Source organism: Bacillus sp. M5A3_1b (assembly GCF_053345335.1).
This window is the reverse complement of the sequence record NZ_JBKEZY010000005.1, coordinates 327,041-345,686: the sequence shown is the minus strand read 5'-3', so window position 1 is coordinate 345,686 and position 18,646 is coordinate 327,041. Positions and strand designations below refer to the sequence as shown.

Below are 18,646 nucleotides of genomic sequence, written 5' to 3'. Positions count from 1 at the left end.
TGCTTTCACATTTTCTATAAAAATAAATAGGCATACATATCTACTATGATACGTATACCTATTTGTTTCACATCTCCTCAGGAGCCTCTATCCCAAGTAAACGTAATCCCTCTTTTAATACAACTGTCACAGCATAAACTAATGCCAGTCTACTTTCTTTCTCTTCGCTCTCTTCCAATATACGAACATTACCGTAGTATTTATTGAACGATTGTGCTACATCTAATACGTATTTCGAAATGATTGATGGCTCATTTTTGTTGAAGGCTGCTTCAATTACTTGCGGGAATTTATTTAGTAATTTTACGACGCTCCAGCTATGATCATCTTTTAATGCAAACATACACGTTTCAAATTCTATACTTTCTTTTCTTAAAATAGAGCAAGCACGTGCATGTGTGTACTGTACGTACGGTCCTGTTTCACCTTCAAATTTCAGCATGTTTTCTAATGAGAATTCGATATTATGCATACGCTCGTTTTTTAAATCGTGAAATATAACTGCGCCAACACCGACTTGCTTCGCTACTTCTTCTTTCTGTTTTAAGTTTGGATTTTTCTCTTCAATATTTTGTTTCGCAAGTTCTATTGCTTCCTCAAGTACTTCTTCAAGTAAAATAACTCTTCCTTTACGTGTCGACATTTTCTTACCGTCTTTTAAAATGAACCCAAACGGTACATGTTCCATACCCTCAACCCAATTGTAACCAAGCTTTTTTAATACAGTGAAAAATTGATTAAAATGTAAACTTTGTTCTGGGCCAACTACATATAACGCTTTATCAAATGCATATGTGTTTTGACGGTATACAGCTGCCGTTAAGTCACGTGTTGCGTAAATCGTCGCACCATCTGATTTTCTAATTAAGCAAGGCGGCATTCCCTCTTCTTCTAAATTAACAACTAACGCGCCGTCAGACTCTTCAAGCAAATCATGTTCTTCTAAAATTCCAATAAAATCTTCCATTAAGTTATTATAAAAAGCTTCTCCTTGAAAATTAGTAAATTCAACACCGAGAAGTTCATAAATACGAGAAAATTCTTTTAAGGATTCGTGACGGAACCAATTCCAAAGCTCAACCGCTTCTTCATCACCTTCTTCTAATTTCTTAAACCAAGCGCGTCCATCTTCTTCTAGTGCTTCGTCGGTTTTTACCTCTTCATGGAATTGAACATATAACTTAAATAGCTCACGGATTGGATCTTCTTTAACTACTGCTTCATTTCCCCATTTTTTATAAGCCGTAATTAACTTTCCAAACTGTGTTCCCCAATCCCCAATATAATTAATTCCTACAACTTCATAACCACATTTTTCAGCGATATGTTTCAATGAATTACCTATCATCGTAGAACGTAAATGCCCCATTGAAAAAGGTTTCGCGATATTCGGAGAGGAATAATCGATAACTACCGTTTTTTCACAGCCAAAGTGATTTTGACCGTACTCTTCTTTCTCCGATAAAACCGTTTTTAATACTGCATCACTTACAATTTCACGATTAAAAAATACATTTACGTAAGGACCAACGGCCTCTACTTTCGTAAAAAATGGATTACTTAATTTCTCCGCAACTTCCTTTGCGATAATAGCTGGTGATTTTTTATATTGTTTCGCAAGTGAAAAACATGGAAATGCCGCATCTCCGAATTCATCTTGTTTCGGCGTTTCGATTAAATCTAAAATTTGATTTTGTGTTAATTCATTTGTAAAAATATTGGATAAACTTTTTGCAAACTGCTTTTTATAATCCATACTACAACCTCCTTCATTTTTAAAACACAAAAAACTCGTCTCTAAAAAGAGACGAGTTTAAACCCGTGGTACCACCCTTGTTGTTCATTACGAACCACTTTCCCGTTTATAACGAGGACAGGGGGCCTCGGCTTACTCTAACTATCCGTTCAAGAAGCATCTCCGAAGTGCGCTTCATCTTTTTCTTCCGCACTAGGCTCACACCATCCCTAGCTCGCTTTCCTTCAAAAAAAGACTACTCTCTTCATCACCGACAGTATATTTAATTAATTATTGCTTATTATACATCTTTTCAAACAATTAGCAAGGGTCAATTACACCAAAGTGAAACTTAGCACTTCTTCTTTTGTATACATGAAAATTATGTTTTTCAAATCTAGAACTACGGAAATGATCTTTCAGAACGACACGCTTTCTCGCCACACGCTTCGCTTCTGCAATTGTTTCGTCAGTAATATCATGATACAAAGCGAAGTGTTTTAATCCTTTTATTCCATCTGATTCTATAACAGTTTCTTCAAACATCGGATCAAGGTACACAACATCATAACTATTGTCTTCACATTGTGTTAAAAATGCGTAATGCTCCGTTTGCTTCACATCGATTCGTTGCATTGCCTCATCAATTTCAGAAACAGTTGAAGACCATGTTTTTAAACCATTTTCCATAATATAAGCCATATACTCATTACCTTCAAGTCCCGTTACTTTTCCGCTTTCACCAACAATATAACTAGCTAAAATACTATCTGATGCCATACCGAGCGTACAATCTAATACTGTCATTCCGCTCTCTAATTGCGCGGCTTGTACAAACGGATCGTGTTCTCCGCGCATTAACCTTTTCACACGAAACATCGCTGAGTTTGGATGAAAGAAAAATGACTCTTCCGTTCCTCTCGGATAAATAGCTAATCGGTTTTTCCCTACAACAAGTACATCTTGTTCATACTGCTCATGCAGTTTATGTACTGGTACGTCATTACGTTTAACGAAAGAAAGATTTAATTCTGCTGCTACCTTGTTTGCATAATCTGTCATTTCTTTGTTCGTTCTTCCTGCTGTTGTTACGATCATTTTTTCACCTCTATATAAAGAAAAGAGGGAGATTTACTCTCCCCCTTCTTTAGCAATTCTTTTCGAAAGCTTGTTCTAAGTTCGTAATAATTTCGTCCATAGTTGCACCTTCAATTTCATGACGGTGAATGAAGTGAACAACTTCTTTTCCTTTTAATAATGCCATAGATGGTGAAGATGGAGGAATTTCTCCGAAGTATTCACGCATTTTTGCAGTAGCATCTTTATCTTGACCTGCGAATACAGTTACAAGATGATCTGGTTGTTTTTCAGCACGAACAACTGCTTGACCTGCTGATGGACGTGCTAAACCAGCTGCACAACCACAAACTGAGTTTACAACTACTAAAGTTGTACCTGCCGTGTTTTCCATAAATTCTGTTACAGCTTCTTCTGTAGTTAACTCTTCAAACCCAGAACGCACTAATTCTTGACGCATTGGGATTACCATTTGGCGCATGTATTCTTCATAAGCATTTGACATCGTGTAATCTCTCCTTCAACTTTCATTCCAAATTCATCATATCACGCTCTATTACTAGGTGCAAAAGAAAGATAACGATGATTTCATTTTTTTGTAGGGATTTCACAAACCCCACCGCGGCAATGTCCAACTGGGACAAGTTTTCTATTGTTAGCGATATAATCGTATACTTTACTTCCAAATCCGAGTACGATAGATAGTTTTATAAAAGGAACGGCAAACCAATAAGATGAAACGGCCTTTGCTAATACATGTATGCTATGAATTCCGGTATACCACTTATTATTTTTTAAAATATACAATCTTTGTTCCATCTTACTTTGTAGTTCTTGAGAAAGTTCATACTTCTCAACTACATCTTCATCTCGAAATGAAACAAATTGCATCTTACCCTTTTTATCTAGTTTTTTCGTACGTTCTGCAACCGCCGTACACATCGGACACCAACTATCATAGAAAACAATCATACATTATTCCCCTTTACGAGACTCCGTCATTTGTTTCCATACAGAACCTTTTGCTTCTTCTCCACCTTCAATACGCTCTAATGCTAGACGCGCTTGCATCGCTACTTCAAACTCCGGATCATCTTGCGCTGCTTTTAATGCAGGAATCGCACTTTCATCTCCAAGTTCAAATAAGAACATTGCTGCACGCCAGCGTACTAATTTACTTGAATCTTTCAGAGATTTAATCATAACGAACATCGCTGCTGGATCACCTACATCTGATAAGCAATCGCCCGCTGTACGGCGAACACTTACTGAACGATCTAATAACGCTTTATATAATAACGGCAATACTCCATCACCTTTTACCATACCTAAATACGCTGTTGCTAAACGGCGGATTGAAACTTTTTCATCATCTAACGCCATCTTCAACACTGAAATATCTTCTTCAGTAGGATCCATTTGTTCTAATGCTGCAAAACGGTTTTTCCAGTCAGCATCTTTCATCATCTCTTCAGTTACTTTATATGGCTCACGCTTTTGAATCGTTACTTCAACAGCACCTGCCTGGTTTAATAATTCTTTAACTGTTTCATTTACACGTTCTTCTGAATAAGCAGCAACAATCTCTTCTACTACTTCTTTCCCGATTTCTTCAAAATTACCGTAACGTGTACTTTGTTCCACCCATTTACGTTCTTTTACAACGTTTGGTGCAGACATTTGTACTTTCATAATTGATTCTTTAAAACGATCTGGTAAGCCAACACGTTCTTCCGATGTTCCATCTGTTAACTTTACTTGCATTGGAATTGTAAAGAACATTTGAACAAACACTTTCACTTCCCCAAAATGAGCAAGTTGTTGTTCTTCACTTTCTTCTACTACCTCTTCGCCGAAAACAGAACGAACTTGTTGTAATAAAACTTTCCAGTCAAACTTCGCATTTCGCTCCACTGCTAAAAAGTCGGCTACATGATATACACCTTTAATGCCTTCAATTTTCAAAATTTCTTGCACTTGCATTGGTGCTTGTTCTTTATTTTCATTTGTATAATTATTTCGCGCTCCTGATGGTAATACTTCATTCAAAATAACTTTCATTGTATTTGGACTTGGCGTCGGTTCAATTGCTTTAATCTTCACGTAAAAAACTCTCCTTTATTGCGTGTTCTTACGTGTATTGTAACATGTTCCACCTCTCTAAACCTACTCGGATGCTTAATTTTGCTAATTCCTTTTCTACATTTCTTAGAAGTTTCATTCATTCTATTTTCACCTAATCGTTCGAAAACTAAAGTTAAAAGTATAATTGACAATACCAGAAAAAGGGATTAACCTTAACTCATAAAATGACTATGGTCATTTTATGATCAAAGTCACTCTAAGTTGGAGGGATATCAAATGAATAATGTCATAATTATTGGTGGCGGTATTGCTGGACTTTGCACAGCAATTTCCTTACAAAAAATAGGATTAGATGTAAAGGTATATGACCAAAATACTGAACCTACTGTTGCTGGTGCAGGTATTATCATCGCCCCAAATGCGATGCAAGCACTTGAACCATACGGAATTTCTGAGAGAATAAAAAAAATTGGCAACGAAAGTGACGGCTTTAACCTTGTATCCGAAAAAGGAAGTATTTTCAATAAATTGACCATTCCAGCATGTTATCCAAAAATGTACTCCATTCATAGAAAAAATTTACATCAATTACTACTTTCTGAACTAAAAGAAGATACTGTCGAATGGGGAAAAGAATGCGCAAAAATAGAACAAAATGAAGAAAACGCCTTAAAAATATTATTCCAAGATGGTAGTGAAGCACTTGGTAATATACTCATTGCTGCTGATGGTATTCATTCTGTCATTCGAAAACAAGTAACACAAAGCGATAATTATCGTTATGCAGGATATACGTGTTGGCGCGGCGTAACTCCTAGCAAACGATTTTATTGAAACTTGGGGAACAAACGGTAGATTTGGTATCGTTCCTCTTCCCAATAACGAAGTATACTGGTATGCGCTCATAAACGCTAAAGCTAGAGATCCAAAATACAAAGCTTACACAACAGCAGATTTATATAATCATTTCAAAACTTACCACAATCCCATCCCATCTATTTTAAATAATGCATCGGACGTTACTATGATTCATCGTGACATTGTAGACATTACACCAATGAAACAGTTTTTTGAAAAGCGCATCGTATTTATTGGGGATGCAGCTCATGCACTTACTCCTAATTTAGGTCAAGGAGCTTGTCAGGCAATTGAAGATGCGATTATTTTGGCTGAATGTATTAAGAATAATGCCCATTATCGTCAAGCATTCATAGAATACGAACAAAAAAGACGAGATAGAATTGAAAAAATCTCAAATACTGCTTGGAAAGTTGGAAAAATGGCGCAAATAGAAAGTACACCTTTAACTATAGTGAGAAACGAAGTAATGAAACGTATTCCGAAATGGATTTCTGAAAGACAAGCACATGAACTATACAACTTTCATTTATAACAAAAATGAGAAACAGCATTCTCTACCCTTCTTTCAATTACATTAAACTTAATCATGAAGTAAGATTTTATTTAAGATTATCTATTAAACAGATATAATTGTTTGTGTTAGGAGTAGATAAAATGCTTAGAGAAACGAGAAAAAAAGAATTAAAAGAACTTATATTCCTAAAAGCAGTACAACTCTTCCAAGAACGCGGGTACGAAAATGTAACGGTTCAAGATATTACTACTGCATGCGGGATTGCAAAAGGAACTTTCTTCAACTACTTTCCGAAAAAAGAAAACATATTATTATTTTTAGGTGATTCTCAAATTGAGCTATGGAATGAAAGTTTAAAAGCATATGAAAATGTGGAACATCCAAAAGAAAGAATCCAACTTGTTCTAGGAGACTTACTAGACCGTTTTACTGGACATGGTGATTTAATGCAGCATGCCGTCTTTGAGATTATTAAGTCTAACTACTTAGTAGAAGATGAAGTAAACAGCATACAACAACTACAAGAAGGTTTGTCTTCAATTATTGCAGAAGCAAAAGCGACAGGAAAATTAAACAGTAAATGGGATATACATATTATCACCTCTACAATTATGAGTACTTATTTTTATACATTAATGTCTCATTCACTATTACATGCTAATGAAATAAACGCGAAAAATATACTCAATCAACAATTAGATGTTGTTTGGGAGGGTATCAATCAAAAGTGATAGAGGGCTATACTACTAAGCCCTCTTATTGTGATGCCCCCTCCCGCCTTTTCTCCAAAAATGTAATGCTCTCAATCAGAACTTCCGTTATATATATTCTCTTTCCTTGATCATCTTCGTAATTCCTCGTATGAATACGTCCGGTAATTCCAACAAGTGACCCCTTCTTACAATATTCAGTTACATTCTCAGCCGATTTTCTCCAAACGACACAATTAATAAAATCTACTTGTTGCTCACCTAAACTATTTCGAAAACCTCTGTTCACCGCAACACATACTCGTGCATAAGCGACACCTTGCTTTGTGTAGTATAATTCTGGCTCCTTTGTCAATCTACCGATTAATACAACTCGATTCATCATATGTTATACCACCTCACATATTTTTCTTCATTGTAAAGAAAAATGTATGAAGGGTAAAAAGCGTAAAATAATATATTTTAAAATAAAAAATATTATTTTATATGCTGTAAAAGAAAAAAAGAAACCTTACATATATTAAACATGTAAGGTTTCAAAATTTATACTTCACTACAGGAAATGTAATATCCACCGCGTGCCATCTTTATCTCAACACGATACATTACATTTTCTAAGTAAAAAGTAATCGGTTTAACTTTACTCTCAAAATTCAATTGTTCCTGACATTCAACCGCATACCTTTCAATAGCGGAAATAATAACTTCTGATGATGGATACGTTAAAGCATCTTCTAGTTCTATGAAAAAACTTTTAGAAAATAGTTTTTTCATAATCCCTTTCTTCTCTTTCATCATACTCCATCCCCCTTCAATTTGAATTACCAACAACCATATTATACCATTACCGAAATTACCCTGCATTAACAGGCAGTATAAGCCTCACTGATTAAAATTTCACTCTATCTTTGAAAATAAAAAAATCCTGCATTTTTCATGCAGGATTTTTTATTAGTCATTTTTCGTAAAGTAAGAAACGAAACGAAGAATTTCTAAGTATAACCAAACTAATGTAAGCATTAGTCCCATCGCAGTGTACCACTCCATATATTTTGGAGCTTGACTACGTACACCATTTTCGATTAGATCGAAATCTAGTAATAAGTTTAAAGCAGCAACTACGATAACAACTGCACTAATAATAATACCAATCGTACCGCCTTGGTGAATATACGGAACCGTTACACCAAACATGTTTAGTAGAAATACGACTAAATACATAACCATAATTCCAAGTGTTGCTGCCATCACGCCTGTACGGAATTTATCCGTTACCTTTACTACACGTGTTGCATATAACACTAACATTGCAAATAGAATTGAGATTGTTAGTAATACAGCATTTAAAACGATAGAATCGCCAAACTTCATTGTATAAACCGCTGAAATACTACCTAATACAACCCCTTCTACCGCTGCATAGATTGGTGCACCAAAAGGTGAAATACGCGGGAAGAACATAGACGCAAATGCGATGATTGCCGCAACGATTAAAGCACCAATTAGTACTGGCATCTTCATCGTCCCCTGCATCATCTGTATGTATGAATAGACAGACGTTGCAAGTAGCAAGATAAGCATAATAAACGTTTTGCCTACTGTTCCACCAATCGTCATCGCAGAAGCGCTTGCTCCCTCTTTACGGAATGCCTCTTTTTTCAACATTGGATTAGATGTTCTCATTTTTTCCCTCCTAAAATAGGTTCTACCAATAGTGTAAAGTTTTTCTCTTTACTTTTCAATATATGCAGCTTGTTTTTATTTTAATCCTTCAACGATGTCTGATAGTTCACTCCATCTTTCCATCGTTTTTTCTAGCTCTTCTTCTGTTTTCTGCTGTGCTTCAGATAATTCTTGTGCCTTTGTGAAGTCAGATCCAACTTTCGCAAGTGCTTCTCCAATTGACTCAATTTTCTCTTCTAGTTCGGCAATTGTATCTTCAATTGTTTCCCATTCACGCTGCTCATTGTATGAAAGTTTACGTTTACGTTGTTGTTTCGGAGCTTCTTCTACCACTTTTTTCTCTTTTTGAACTTCCGCCTTCTCAATAAGTTCTTTCGTCTTTTCCATTTCTAAAAAGTCCGTATAACTACCTAGGAATTCACGCACTTCGCCTCCGCCACTAAAGATGAACAATTCATCTACTACTTTATCTAAGAAGTAACGGTCATGCGATACAGTTAAAACGACACCTGGGAAATCTTCTAAATAATCTTCCAGTACTGTTAATGTTTGTGTATCTAGATCATTCGTAGGTTCATCAAGTAATAGTACGTTTGGTTCTCCCATTAAAATACGTAATAAATATAAACGTCTTCTTTCCCCACCAGATAGCTTACCCAGCGGTGTACCATGTGAATGCGTCGGGAATAAGAAACGTTCTAACATTTGAGATGCACCAATTACTTTTCCGTCTGTCGTATGAATAACTTCTGCAATTTCCTTAATATATTCAATCATACGTTGATTTAAATTCATTTCTTCATTTTCTTGTGTATAATAAGCAACTTTTACGGTTTGTCCAACTTCAATTTCACCACTATCAGGAGATAGCTTACCTGCAAGCATATTTAATAAAGAAGATTTCCCACTTCCATTCGCTCCAATAATTCCGATACGATCTCCTGGTTTCACAATATGATTAAAGTTGTGTAATACCGTTTTATCACCGAATTTTTTCGTTACATCTTTTAACTCAAGTACTTTTTTCCCAAGACGACTCCCGCTAAGCGCAATATCAACTGACTGTTTTGCAGATGGTCCTTCTTGACCTTTCAGCTCATCAAATCGTTGAATACGTGCTTTTTGCTTTGTCGAACGAGCTTTTGCACCGCGGCGGATCCATGCTAGTTCGCGGCGATATAAGTTTTGACGTTTTGATTCTTGTGCAATTTCTTGTTCTTCACGAAGTGCTTTCGCTTCTAAAAATGTACTATAGTTTCCTTCGTAACTATATAGTTTACCATTGTCTAATTCAAAAATACGGTTTGTCACACGATCTAAGAAATAACGATCATGGGTTACAAGTAATACCGCACCATTATATCTTGCTAAATATTCTTCCAACCATTCAACTGTCTCATGGTCAAGATGGTTCGTAGGCTCATCCAAAATTAATAAATCAGGTGTTTCAATAAAACATTGCGCCATTGCAATACGCTTTTTTTGTCCACCAGATAGGTTTCCAACAGTTGCTGTAAAATCAGTAATTCCTAATTTCGTTAATAACGATTTTGCATTCGCATTTGCTTCCCATGCACTCATCGCATCCATACGTTGCTGCACTGCAAATAATTGTTCCTGTACTTTTTCATTACTTGGATCTTTTTCGATATTTAATAACGATTGTTCATAATCACGAAGAAGACGAATTAAAGGTGTATCACCATGGAACACTTGCTCTAATACAGTTAGCTTTTCATCAAACTCTGGTTGCTGTGATAAATAACTAATTGTATAACCACGTGAATGCGTCATATCACCTGTATCAGGAGTTTCTAACCCTGCAATAATTTTTAATAATGTCGATTTCCCAGTACCGTTTACACCTATAATTCCGACACGTTGTCCTTCTGTAATACTACATGATAATCCATCAAATAACGGTTTTTCTCCGTATGATTTCGATAAGTTTTCCACAGTTAACATTTTCATATTTGTGCATTCCACTCTTTCATAAATTGTTCAATAAACTGTTCCATATAACGATGACGAACTTCAGCCTCTTGTTTTGCTGCGTTCGTGTTCATTAAGTCTTTTAGTTTCAAAAGTTTTTCATAAAAATGATTTAAAGATGGATCGTTATTTTTTCTATATTCATCTTTCGTCATCACTTCACGCGGAGGAATAGTTGGATCATACATTAATCTCCCTTTCGCTCCACCATACGCAAATGTGCGAGCTATTCCAATTGCTCCAAGAGCGTCTAAGCGATCCGCATCTTGAACAAGCTTCCCTTCAAGTGAATCCACTTTACCGCCATGACCACCTTTATAAGACATATTGGCGATGATATGAAGAACATGTTTGCTTTCCTCTTCTTTAACATGTAACTCTTCTAACCAATCAGAAACTTTTTTCATTCCTGCTTCTTCACTTTCATTTAACTTCTCATCTGCCACATCGTGAAGTAATGCTGCCATTTCAATTATAAAACGATTTCCCCCTTCTTGCTCGGATAAAGAAATCGCCAGTTTATGTACGCGCTCAATATGATACCAATCATGCCCACTCGCATCTTTTTCTAAAATATGTTTTACAAAAGTAATTGTTTTTTGAATCTTTTCTTGTTTTGTCATTTTATCTTCACCCAGTTACTTATTGTAACACGCCCGCATTTTTTCATCACATATTTTCTTGTCCGCCCATACACTGGGTGGTAGGCATCATCATGAAGGAGGAATAAACATGTTCTATAATAATCAACCGCCTTACCCACAACAACCATTTTATCCTCAGCAACAAGAACAAAGATACACAGAACAATATGAAGAACAAGAGCAACAATATGAACAAAATCCATACGAAACACCGCAAAACCAAGAAGCTAATTATCAACAAAGTTCATACGACACACGTCCTAATTATGAATATCCTCAAAACCCATATGCAGCACCGCAAAATCAAGAACAACAATATCAGCAAAATCCATATGCAACAACGCAAAATCAAGAAACTGAATATCAACAAAATCCATACGACTCACGTCCAAATTATGAATACCCTCAAAATCCATATGTAGCACCACAAAATCAAGAGCAACAATTTCAACAAAATCCATACGCAACTCAGCCGCAACAACCACAATACCAACAACAAATGTACCAACCAAACTACAACGCGCGTGTCTCACCGCCTAAACCACCAACAATTGATCCAACACAACCACAAATTTTACCACCAGGACCAACATTTGATATTACACAACCGCAAATCTTACCGCCTGGACCAATTACAGAACCAACACAACAACAAATTCAACAAGTCGTCGGTACACAGTTTTTACCTTTAAAGAAACCTGTACTAGATTTCGTAAAACCTTGGGTAGATTACGGTTTAAATGAAGCAAAACATACATCACACAAACACGCTTTAACAGAAGTTGCTGCGATTATGTTTTTAGTTGGGAAAGGGTTCAACCCGACGATTGCACATTATATTGTGGAATCTTGGGAGAAGAATGAGCAGTTTTAGAGGTTTTTATTCTGACAAAACTATAAAAGTGTCACAAATGCCTATTTCATAAGCATTTGTGACACTTTTTGTTTGTTATGTTAAATGTCATTTCAATACTGAATTACTGCAGTTACCTTTTCCTTCTAGGACCTACAATTAATTTAATCGCCGTTCTTTCTTGATCATTAATAGTAACCTCTTGAAATGCTGGAACAAAGGCCAAATCAATACCACTTGGAGCAACAAATCCTCTTGCGATTGCAATTGCTTTAATCGCTTGATTTATAGAACCTGCCCCAATCGCTTGAATTTCCACATTGCCACTTGTTCTTAGTACACCAGCTATTGCACCTGCTACTGAATTTGGTTTTGATTTTGAAGATACCTTTAATATATTTTCCATGTAAGTTGCTCCCTCTATTATTTAATCGCTCTTTTGTTACGGTTTAAAATATTTCAACGTATCTTTTATTACTATTCACACCAAAAGCAAACAATGCTACATATGTACATTCATTCGATACTTTTCGTCTTCTTCCTGCCCCACTACGTAAATAAAAGATAATAACCATAAACTCTAATATGCAAACGCTACAAAATAGACATTCACTTAAACGATCACATCATTACAACTGAGGATAATGGTTTTACTTTCACATGTAAAATATGCGTGCCCGCTTTACTTCAATCTTTCAAGATATTCCACTGATATTTCCACCAAAACATCAACCTTTTCTTCTTCAAAATCGTTACAGATACTATTCTATTACTATATTTCATCGTATTAGCACTTTATACTCCAAATCTATCACCTTTTATATAAGACAAGCATAAAATACTATGAGTATACACTTCATTCATAATAGGAGGTAATATATTGGGTTCATACTATCATTCTTCAAATTCAAATAAAAAATGTTCATGTAACGCTTCTTCCAGTTCATATAAAAAATGTTCATGCAACTCCTCTTCTAGTTCCTATAAAAAATGTTCATGCGACCATTCACATAAAAAAAGTTGTCCAGCATACGGCACTTTTTGGCAAACTGAGTTTATAACTGTTCCTTTTGGAGATCCTTTTCCATTTAATCACGTTGGCCCTATAGCAGGAGGAGTTTCCTTACTAAACCCTACTACTATACAATTTAGTCAAGCTGGTGATTATAGAGTTTCTTTCATTTCAACGATTAACACTACTTCAAATCCTGTATTTCCACATATTCCAGTCATGACTATATTTTTAAATAATAATCCACTTGCTAATAGTCAAGGTGATTTCGCTTTCCAAATGAATACTTCATCAAATAACGAATGTCTTCAACTAGCTGGCGAAACGATTGTTACAGTGACAGCTAATTCCACTCTTCAACTGAAAAATAATAGTGGTTTTAATCGTCAAAGTATTGCAACTTGTGATAATGGTATTAATTCAGTTGAATTAACAGTTATAAAACTAAGTTAATAATCCTCTTCACATTCAGATGCTATTTCAGCATCTTTTTTTATTGAATAATGCTCTTTTGATTCCTATAATCAAACATAAATTCCATTGTACGTTTCTGTTCATCTAATAAACATGAAAAAAGTACCGAACTCTTCTACTACAAAAGTTCGGTACTTTTTATATTAAAAACTTCTCATTCTTTCTTACTTCTCCACATAAACCGACTTAACAATTGTACGATTATACGGTTGTCCTTCTTTATTCGTCCCTTTTATATCCATCGTAACGTTATATACTCCTGGTTGCTTTATGTCCTTCAAAGCACCAGTAAACGTATTGTTATTACCCTTTTGTAATTCATTGTATTCAGAGACTAGTTTCCCTTCTTTATTAACTACTCTTACTGTTATAGAAAGATCCCCTTTCATTTCAGGTGCCACAGGTGATTTTGTCAGTTTATACTCAGATTTATTCACTTTAACTTTTGTAGGCATTTGGAGAACAAATGGTGCACCACTCTTGTAATCGCTTACAATTAAAAATGCATCTTTCGACTGCTTCGCCATCATTTTAACTTTCCATTCTCCTACATCCATTTTATCAAATTTAAATGTTCTAATTGTCGCACCACCAAAAAAAGATTCACCTTCACCAGTAGTAATAACGCTATCCTTATTTGTATACATTTTTCCTTTTGGAGACATCATTTGTACTTCTACATCAGAAGACGCTGTTAAGATAGAAACTATTCCTTCAGCTTTTTTATCAACCGTAACAGTTTGCTCTATCCATTGACTTTGTGGCAATTCTCCTCCTAAAATGTTTTGATTTGAAGTTGTATTTAGTTGTTCTATATTTTCATTTGAACTAGTGCTGGATGCTACTAAAGCTGGTACAGCTACATTTGATGTACGTAAATATGGTTCAATTCGAGAGAAAACAGCAGATCCTTTTCTTATATTATCATGATCAAATCTGGAATCTGTAAATAAATGCATTCCATACGGTAACTTAGCACTCCACTCATTTACTAGTCCATCATTTGAACCGTATGATGACAAATAGAACCCGCCCATAGATAACGCAGAAAATACTGGTCCCCAGCTAGTACCAGTAACCGTATAGTAACGATTTAATTTAGCTGCTGGATTATTATCAATCGTTGAACGAAATTTTGCCATTTCCCCCATTTGTAATGAATACGTACCATCATCTTTTTGACCTAAAATAGAAGCAAGCCATCCTGCCCACCAACTATATGATAAATCCGCTAAGTTTGATCCATGATGTGGCGTCGCAAGTGTAATAACATTTCCGACAAATCGATTTGCACCATATCCTACTAATGCAGCCTGTGTATCGATACCGCCTTTACTATGTGCTACAATATTAACTTTTTTACCGAAATGATTATATATTTCTTCTAATTTTTGTGCTAACAATTTTCCGTTATCCCACTGACTAGCTGACCCTTTCCCAGCAGCATCATATAATTGTATAAATACTGTTTGATAACCTGCTTTTAAAGCATAGTCATACATATCATTTATATCGTGATACACTGTCTTTCCATACCAACTATCAGCATTCCCATTCCTTCCTTGTACAAAAAGAATTGGAGGCTTATTCTCATCATAATTAGCAGGTTTTTGACCTAAAAACCATTCTCCAGGTGTAAATACTTCTGTATCAGGAAATCCCTTTCCAAGCTCTTTTACAACTTCTGCCCGTACATTCGTGCTAATCATTGGAGCCATAATTAAAAATACAATCAGTAAGGCAACACATCTTCTAATCAATCGCATGTTACTCCCCCCACTTTTTTTGAAAGAAGGTGCTCTTTGTAATATTTTTTTATCTTCTCTCTTAATACTAGATAATCTTTTTACTTAAACAAAATCTTGTCCCTATTTGCAAGAGATTACTAGTACACCTTCTTTCTTAACTCACGTTATTCTCTTTGTTTCTATCTCTTCCTTTTGAGAGAACACTATAAAAAAGTTTCTCAATAATTGTTAACCGTACTAAATCCAAATATCTCTAAATCATTATTGTCTATATAAAGTATACAAATCTTGAAAAAACTTTAGGAAAAAAACACTTTATTACCACCTAGTTATAAAAAAGATTAATGAAGATATGTACTTTTATTTAATTTTATACAAAACAAACGAATAGAGGCTTATACTGTAAGACTTTCCTACCATTAAATTTTAAACTGAAATTTCCGAATAGAAAATAATATTTCGAGAAACATATATTATGATAATTTTCGCAGACTTGAATTAAACTTTTATAAATACTAACCTATCGGTGAGCAGAAGAAAATTCTGTAAAAAGAAAGGAGAATGCTTTATGATGACCAATTTACAAAAGGAGTTTTTTAAACGACTAAAAATTCCTGCAAAAGAAATAACATTTAATGATTTAGATGAAATTCTCTTGAAAATGGGCTTGATTCTCCCCTATGAAAATCTCGATATTATGGCTGGTACTATTAAAAACATCTCAAAAAATAACTTAGTAGAAAAGTTACTAATTCAAAAACGAGGCGGTCTTTGTTATGAATTAAACTCCTTATTGTATTACTTTTTAATGGATTGTGGGTTTCAAGTATATAAAGTAGCTGGTACTGTTTATGATCTTTACGATAATAAATGGAAACCCGATGATGGTCATGTCATTATCATATTAAATCATAATTATAAAGATTATGTTATAGACGCAGGTTTTGCATCTCATCTACCTCTACATCCCGTCCCTTTTAACGGAGAAGTGATTTCTTCTCAAACGGGAGAATATCGAATTCGCAAACAAACTACCCGAAAAGGTACACACATTTTAGAAATGAGAAAAGGAGCTAACGGGGAATCTACAAATTTCTTGCAATCTGAACCTTCACACGAATGGAAAATAGGCTATGCTTTCACTTTACATCCAATAGATGAGAAAAAAGTGAATAACATTCAAAAAGTGATTGTAGAGCATAAAGAATCGCCTTTTAATAAAGGGGCTATTACTTGTAAATTAACTGATTATGGTCACGTATCATTAACAAATAAAAATTATACAGAAACCTTTAAAGGCACAAAAAATAAACGACCAATAGAATCAAAAGATTATGCTCGCATTCTTCGTGAATCTTTTGGAATAACACAAGAAAAATATGTAGGAAAAACACTAGAAAGAGGATAGTTGACTAGAAGTATTTCATAATAAAGCAGATTCCATATTTAGAATCTGCTTTATTTTATATTTTGTTATAAAGAATTTTTTTGCTGGTATCCTTTAATTTTCAATGATATACTCATCATCATATTTATCATATTGGAGGCCTGATCCTATTTTTGATTCCGTAACTTGATCTCTTAAAAACGGTGCAGCTTCCATTTTGCTAGTTGCAATTTCAATTCCATATTTTTTCGTTAAATGGGCTAATTCTATTAAAAACCACTCTCTTCGCAATGTAACTGGAATATCCAATGTTCTTCTTTTCATATATAATAGCACCTCTTTAATTTCATAACTTAATGAACATCACTACATGCACGTGTGAAAACTACCTTTCATCACTAACATCCAATGAAACATTATAGTATATGCATGTCCATTTTAAACGTGCTATTACAAAACAATATTTCAGTTTACATAACAATATTATGTAAGAGTAGAAGAGAAAGGTATATCCCTTCCCTTCTACTCTAGAAACTTAAATTAAGAACATCTTGGTACACCTAAAGCTAAGAATAAACCTGCTACTCCCGCAGTAATCGGTACTTTTAACGTAATAACATCGTCTACTTTCGTTACTAAAAAGAAAGCATTACCTTCTTGTAATATACAAGTTACCAATAATTGAAATTCCATTTAAACCCCCCTCCTTTCAATCGTTATATTATACTTTATGAATTCTCTTCAAAAATGTAATAGGGAATATATCTATTTTTTCCTTATATGCGAAATAAATGTTTATAAGTCTATTAAAAATACTAATTTTCTAAATTTATATAAATCGTGTAATATCCAATAAGTTCCTATATAATCAATAGTGAAAATCTTACAAATGGAGGTATAAAAATGGCGATTTTGAGTAATATTGGTGCAGCTTTATTTTTTATTGCTTTTATTCTTTTAATACTATGTATCATTTCATTCTTTAAGAAAAATGGAAAAGCAAAACAATATGGTCGTCCTACTGTTATTCTTTTTATGATTTCAATTCTCTTAACAGGAATGGGCACTACAAAATCTGAACACCCAGTCATCGATTTTTTTGCTACTTTAAGTTTAATTTTATTTATTTTTTTCCTTGTTCTAGCAATCTTATCCGTAATTAAAAAGACAGGTGTAGCAAAAAAACAATTTATAATCACTGCTATTTTATTTGTCATTTTTGTTGCATTATCAAGTATTTCAGCTCCTTCTTCTGAAAAGACGACAGCAACAAATAAACAAGTCGCTTCTAATAATGCAGAGAAAAAAGATGATAAAAAGAAAGAAGCGGACGAGAAAACTCAAAAGCAAGAAGATGAGAAGCGTCTAGCCGATGAACAAGCTCGCAAACAACAAGAAGAGCAAAAACGTCTAGCTGATGAGCAAGCTCGCAAACAACAAGAAGAGCAAAAACGTCTAGCTGATGAGCAAGCTCGCAAACAACAAGAAGAGCAAAAACGTCTAGCTGATGAACAAGCTCGTAAACAACAAGAAGAGCAAAAACGTCAGGCTGATGAGCAAGCTCGTAAACAACAAGAAGAGCAAAAACGTCAGGCTGATGAGCAAGCTCGTAAACAACAAGAGGAACAAAAACGCCAGGCTGATGAGCAAGCTCGTAAACAACAAGAGGAACAGAAAAAAGCACAGCAAGCTCAAACACAACCTGCTGTAAGTATCAATAGTAATGTAACTTACGCAAATTGTGCCGCAGTTAGAAGTGCTGGGAAAGCTCCTTTATATAGAGACCAACCAGGTTATAGTTCTAAACTTGATCGTGATGGTGATGGAGTCGCATGTGAAAAATAGTAATAAAAAAAGAAGCTTCTAGTAAG

General features: G+C 34.8%; 19 protein-coding genes, 1 pseudogene and 1 other annotated feature. Of the genes and pseudogenes, 6 read left to right on the top strand and 14 right to left on the bottom strand.

The window, feature by feature from the left end:
- Nucleotides 1-67 precede the first annotated feature (67 nt).
- From argS to ACLBWW_RS16700, 5 genes are all read right to left on the bottom strand, one after another.
- Nucleotides 68-1,756: an arginine--tRNA ligase gene (gene argS, locus ACLBWW_RS16720; RefSeq protein WP_098069426.1), complete on the bottom strand. Its 1,689-nt coding sequence runs from the start codon at nt 1,754-1,756 to the stop codon at nt 68-70.
- 44 nt (nt 1,757-1,800) lie between these two features.
- Nucleotides 1,801-2,016 (bottom strand) — a binding site (T-box leader).
- 40 nt (nt 2,017-2,056) lie between these two features.
- The gene (locus ACLBWW_RS16715; protein ID WP_098706739.1) at nt 2,057-2,833 is read right to left on the bottom strand and encodes a class I SAM-dependent methyltransferase; all 777 of its coding nucleotides are present in this window, start codon (nt 2,831-2,833) and stop codon (nt 2,057-2,059) included.
- Between the two features lie 49 nt (nt 2,834-2,882).
- Nucleotides 2,883-3,317 carry a BrxA/BrxB family bacilliredoxin gene (locus tag ACLBWW_RS16710; protein WP_000063705.1) on the bottom strand — a complete coding sequence of 145 codons (435 nt, stop codon included), beginning with the start codon at nt 3,315-3,317 and terminating at the stop codon, nt 2,883-2,885.
- 83 nt (nt 3,318-3,400) lie between these two features.
- Nucleotides 3,401-3,784: a thiol-disulfide oxidoreductase DCC family protein gene (locus ACLBWW_RS16705; RefSeq protein ID WP_048540926.1), complete on the bottom strand. Its 384-nt coding sequence runs from the start codon at nt 3,782-3,784 to the stop codon at nt 3,401-3,403.
- 3 nt (nt 3,785-3,787) lie between these two features.
- Complete coding sequence (locus tag ACLBWW_RS16700; RefSeq protein WP_048540927.1) at nt 3,788-4,915, bottom strand: conserved virulence factor C family protein; 1,128 nt, start codon at nt 4,913-4,915, stop codon at nt 3,788-3,790.
- Between the two features lie 258 nt (nt 4,916-5,173).
- Here ACLBWW_RS16700 and ACLBWW_RS16695 point away from each other — a divergent pair.
- Both ACLBWW_RS16695 and ACLBWW_RS16690 read left to right on the top strand, forming a co-directional pair.
- Nucleotides 5,174-6,290, top strand: a pseudogene (locus ACLBWW_RS16695) (FAD-dependent oxidoreductase).
- A gap of 122 nt (nt 6,291-6,412) precedes the next feature.
- A complete protein-coding gene (locus ACLBWW_RS16690) occupies nt 6,413-7,003 on the top strand; it encodes a TetR/AcrR family transcriptional regulator (RefSeq protein ID WP_098069428.1) in 591 nt (196 codons plus the stop codon).
- Between the two features lie 25 nt (nt 7,004-7,028).
- Here ACLBWW_RS16690 and ACLBWW_RS16685 read toward each other — a convergent pair whose 3' ends face one another.
- The 5 genes from ACLBWW_RS16685 to ACLBWW_RS16665 form a co-directional block, all read right to left on the bottom strand.
- Nucleotides 7,029-7,367 (bottom strand): single-stranded DNA-binding protein, encoded by a 339-nt coding sequence (locus ACLBWW_RS16685; protein WP_048540931.1) that lies wholly within the window; start codon nt 7,365-7,367, stop codon nt 7,029-7,031.
- A gap of 158 nt (nt 7,368-7,525) precedes the next feature.
- Nucleotides 7,526-7,780 carry a DUF4318 domain-containing protein gene (locus ACLBWW_RS16680; RefSeq protein WP_000975142.1) on the bottom strand — a complete coding sequence of 85 codons (255 nt, stop codon included), beginning with the start codon at nt 7,778-7,780 and terminating at the stop codon, nt 7,526-7,528.
- A gap of 153 nt (nt 7,781-7,933) precedes the next feature.
- On the bottom strand, nt 7,934-8,665 hold the full coding sequence (locus tag ACLBWW_RS16675; protein WP_001260655.1) for a Bax inhibitor-1/YccA family protein: 732 nt from the start codon (nt 8,663-8,665) through the stop codon (nt 7,934-7,936).
- A gap of 75 nt (nt 8,666-8,740) precedes the next feature.
- Entirely contained in the window at nt 8,741-10,636 is a 1,896-nt protein-coding gene (locus ACLBWW_RS16670) for an ABC-F family ATP-binding cassette domain-containing protein (protein WP_048540932.1), read from the bottom strand.
- The gene (locus ACLBWW_RS16665) at nt 10,633-11,280 is read right to left on the bottom strand and encodes an HD domain-containing protein (protein ID WP_048540935.1); all 648 of its coding nucleotides are present in this window, start codon (nt 11,278-11,280) and stop codon (nt 10,633-10,635) included. Before ACLBWW_RS16665 ends, ACLBWW_RS16670 begins: the two co-directional genes overlap by 4 nt.
- Before the next feature lie 109 nt (nt 11,281-11,389).
- Here ACLBWW_RS16665 and ACLBWW_RS16660 point away from each other — a divergent pair, with 109 nt between their 5' ends.
- Nucleotides 11,390-12,175 carry a hypothetical protein gene (locus ACLBWW_RS16660; RefSeq protein WP_098069429.1) on the top strand — a complete coding sequence of 262 codons (786 nt, stop codon included), beginning with the start codon at nt 11,390-11,392 and terminating at the stop codon, nt 12,173-12,175.
- Nucleotides 12,176-12,287: 112 nt separating this feature from the next.
- Here the strand turns inward: ACLBWW_RS16660 and spoVS are convergent, their stop codons facing one another.
- Nucleotides 12,288-12,560 (bottom strand): stage V sporulation protein SpoVS, encoded by a 273-nt coding sequence (spoVS, locus tag ACLBWW_RS16655; protein ID WP_000427790.1) that lies wholly within the window; start codon nt 12,558-12,560, stop codon nt 12,288-12,290.
- 474 nt (nt 12,561-13,034) lie between these two features.
- Here spoVS and ACLBWW_RS16650 point away from each other — a divergent pair, with 474 nt between their 5' ends.
- The gene (locus ACLBWW_RS16650; protein WP_048540938.1) at nt 13,035-13,619 is read left to right on the top strand and encodes a hypothetical protein; all 585 of its coding nucleotides are present in this window, start codon (nt 13,035-13,037) and stop codon (nt 13,617-13,619) included.
- A 185-nt stretch (nt 13,620-13,804) separates the two neighbouring features.
- On the opposite strand, the gene ACLBWW_RS16645 is transcribed toward ACLBWW_RS16650, so the two are convergent.
- Entirely contained in the window at nt 13,805-15,406 is a 1,602-nt protein-coding gene (locus tag ACLBWW_RS16645; RefSeq protein ID WP_098641894.1) for an esterase/lipase family protein, read from the bottom strand.
- A gap of 550 nt (nt 15,407-15,956) precedes the next feature.
- Here ACLBWW_RS16645 and ACLBWW_RS16640 point away from each other — a divergent pair.
- Nucleotides 15,957-16,796, top strand: coding sequence for an arylamine N-acetyltransferase family protein (locus tag ACLBWW_RS16640; RefSeq protein ID WP_048540941.1), 840 nt, complete (start codon nt 15,957-15,959; stop codon nt 16,794-16,796).
- Between the two features lie 93 nt (nt 16,797-16,889).
- On the opposite strand, the gene ACLBWW_RS16635 is transcribed toward ACLBWW_RS16640, so the two are convergent.
- Nucleotides 16,890-17,099 carry a hypothetical protein gene (locus ACLBWW_RS16635; RefSeq protein WP_000830261.1) on the bottom strand — a complete coding sequence of 70 codons (210 nt, stop codon included), beginning with the start codon at nt 17,097-17,099 and terminating at the stop codon, nt 16,890-16,892.
- Nucleotides 17,100-17,315: 216 nt separating this feature from the next.
- Nucleotides 17,316-17,468 carry an exosporium protein ExsG gene (gene exsG, locus ACLBWW_RS16630; protein WP_000395678.1) on the bottom strand — a complete coding sequence of 51 codons (153 nt, stop codon included), beginning with the start codon at nt 17,466-17,468 and terminating at the stop codon, nt 17,316-17,318.
- 210 nt (nt 17,469-17,678) lie between these two features.
- Between exsG and ACLBWW_RS16625 the strand changes: the two genes are divergently transcribed.
- Nucleotides 17,679-18,620, top strand: a complete 942-nt coding sequence (locus ACLBWW_RS16625; protein WP_447614133.1) for an excalibur calcium-binding domain-containing protein — start codon at nt 17,679-17,681, stop codon at nt 18,618-18,620.
- Nucleotides 18,621-18,646 lie beyond the last annotated feature (26 nt).

Bases quoted from the DNA above. Each gene is read 5' to 3' on its own strand.
- argS (WP_098069426.1), bottom strand. From the start codon at position 1,756: ATGGATTATAAAAAGCAGTTTGCAAAAAGTTTATCCAATATTTTTACA.
- ACLBWW_RS16715 (WP_098706739.1), bottom strand. From the start codon at position 2,833: ATGATCGTAACAACAGCAGGAAGAACGAACAAAGAAATGACAGATTAT.
- ACLBWW_RS16710 (WP_000063705.1), bottom strand. From the start codon at position 3,317: ATGTCAAATGCTTATGAAGAATACATGCGCCAAATGGTAATCCCAATG.
- ACLBWW_RS16705 (WP_048540926.1), bottom strand. From the start codon at position 3,784: ATGATTGTTTTCTATGATAGTTGGTGTCCGATGTGTACGGCGGTTGCA.
- ACLBWW_RS16690 (WP_098069428.1), top strand. From the start codon at position 6,413: ATGCTTAGAGAAACGAGAAAAAAAGAATTAAAAGAACTTATATTCCTA.
- ACLBWW_RS16685 (WP_048540931.1), bottom strand. From the start codon at position 7,367: ATGATGAATCGAGTTGTATTAATCGGTAGATTGACAAAGGAGCCAGAA.
- ACLBWW_RS16680 (WP_000975142.1), bottom strand. From the start codon at position 7,780: ATGATGAAAGAGAAGAAAGGGATTATGAAAAAACTATTTTCTAAAAGT.
- ACLBWW_RS16675 (WP_001260655.1), bottom strand. From the start codon at position 8,665: ATGAGAACATCTAATCCAATGTTGAAAAAAGAGGCATTCCGTAAAGAG.
- ACLBWW_RS16670 (WP_048540932.1), bottom strand. From the start codon at position 10,636: ATGAAAATGTTAACTGTGGAAAACTTATCGAAATCATACGGAGAAAAA.
- ACLBWW_RS16665 (WP_048540935.1), bottom strand. From the start codon at position 11,280: ATGACAAAACAAGAAAAGATTCAAAAAACAATTACTTTTGTAAAACAT.
- ACLBWW_RS16660 (WP_098069429.1), top strand. From the start codon at position 11,390: ATGTTCTATAATAATCAACCGCCTTACCCACAACAACCATTTTATCCT.
- spoVS (WP_000427790.1), bottom strand. From the start codon at position 12,560: ATGGAAAATATATTAAAGGTATCTTCAAAATCAAAACCAAATTCAGTA.
- ACLBWW_RS16645 (WP_098641894.1), bottom strand. From the start codon at position 15,406: ATGCGATTGATTAGAAGATGTGTTGCCTTACTGATTGTATTTTTAATT.
- ACLBWW_RS16640 (WP_048540941.1), top strand. From the start codon at position 15,957: ATGATGACCAATTTACAAAAGGAGTTTTTTAAACGACTAAAAATTCCT.
- ACLBWW_RS16635 (WP_000830261.1), bottom strand. From the start codon at position 17,099: ATGAAAAGAAGAACATTGGATATTCCAGTTACATTGCGAAGAGAGTGG.
- exsG (WP_000395678.1), bottom strand. From the start codon at position 17,468: ATGGAATTTCAATTATTGGTAACTTGTATATTACAAGAAGGTAATGCT.
- ACLBWW_RS16625 (WP_447614133.1), top strand. From the start codon at position 17,679: ATGGCGATTTTGAGTAATATTGGTGCAGCTTTATTTTTTATTGCTTTT.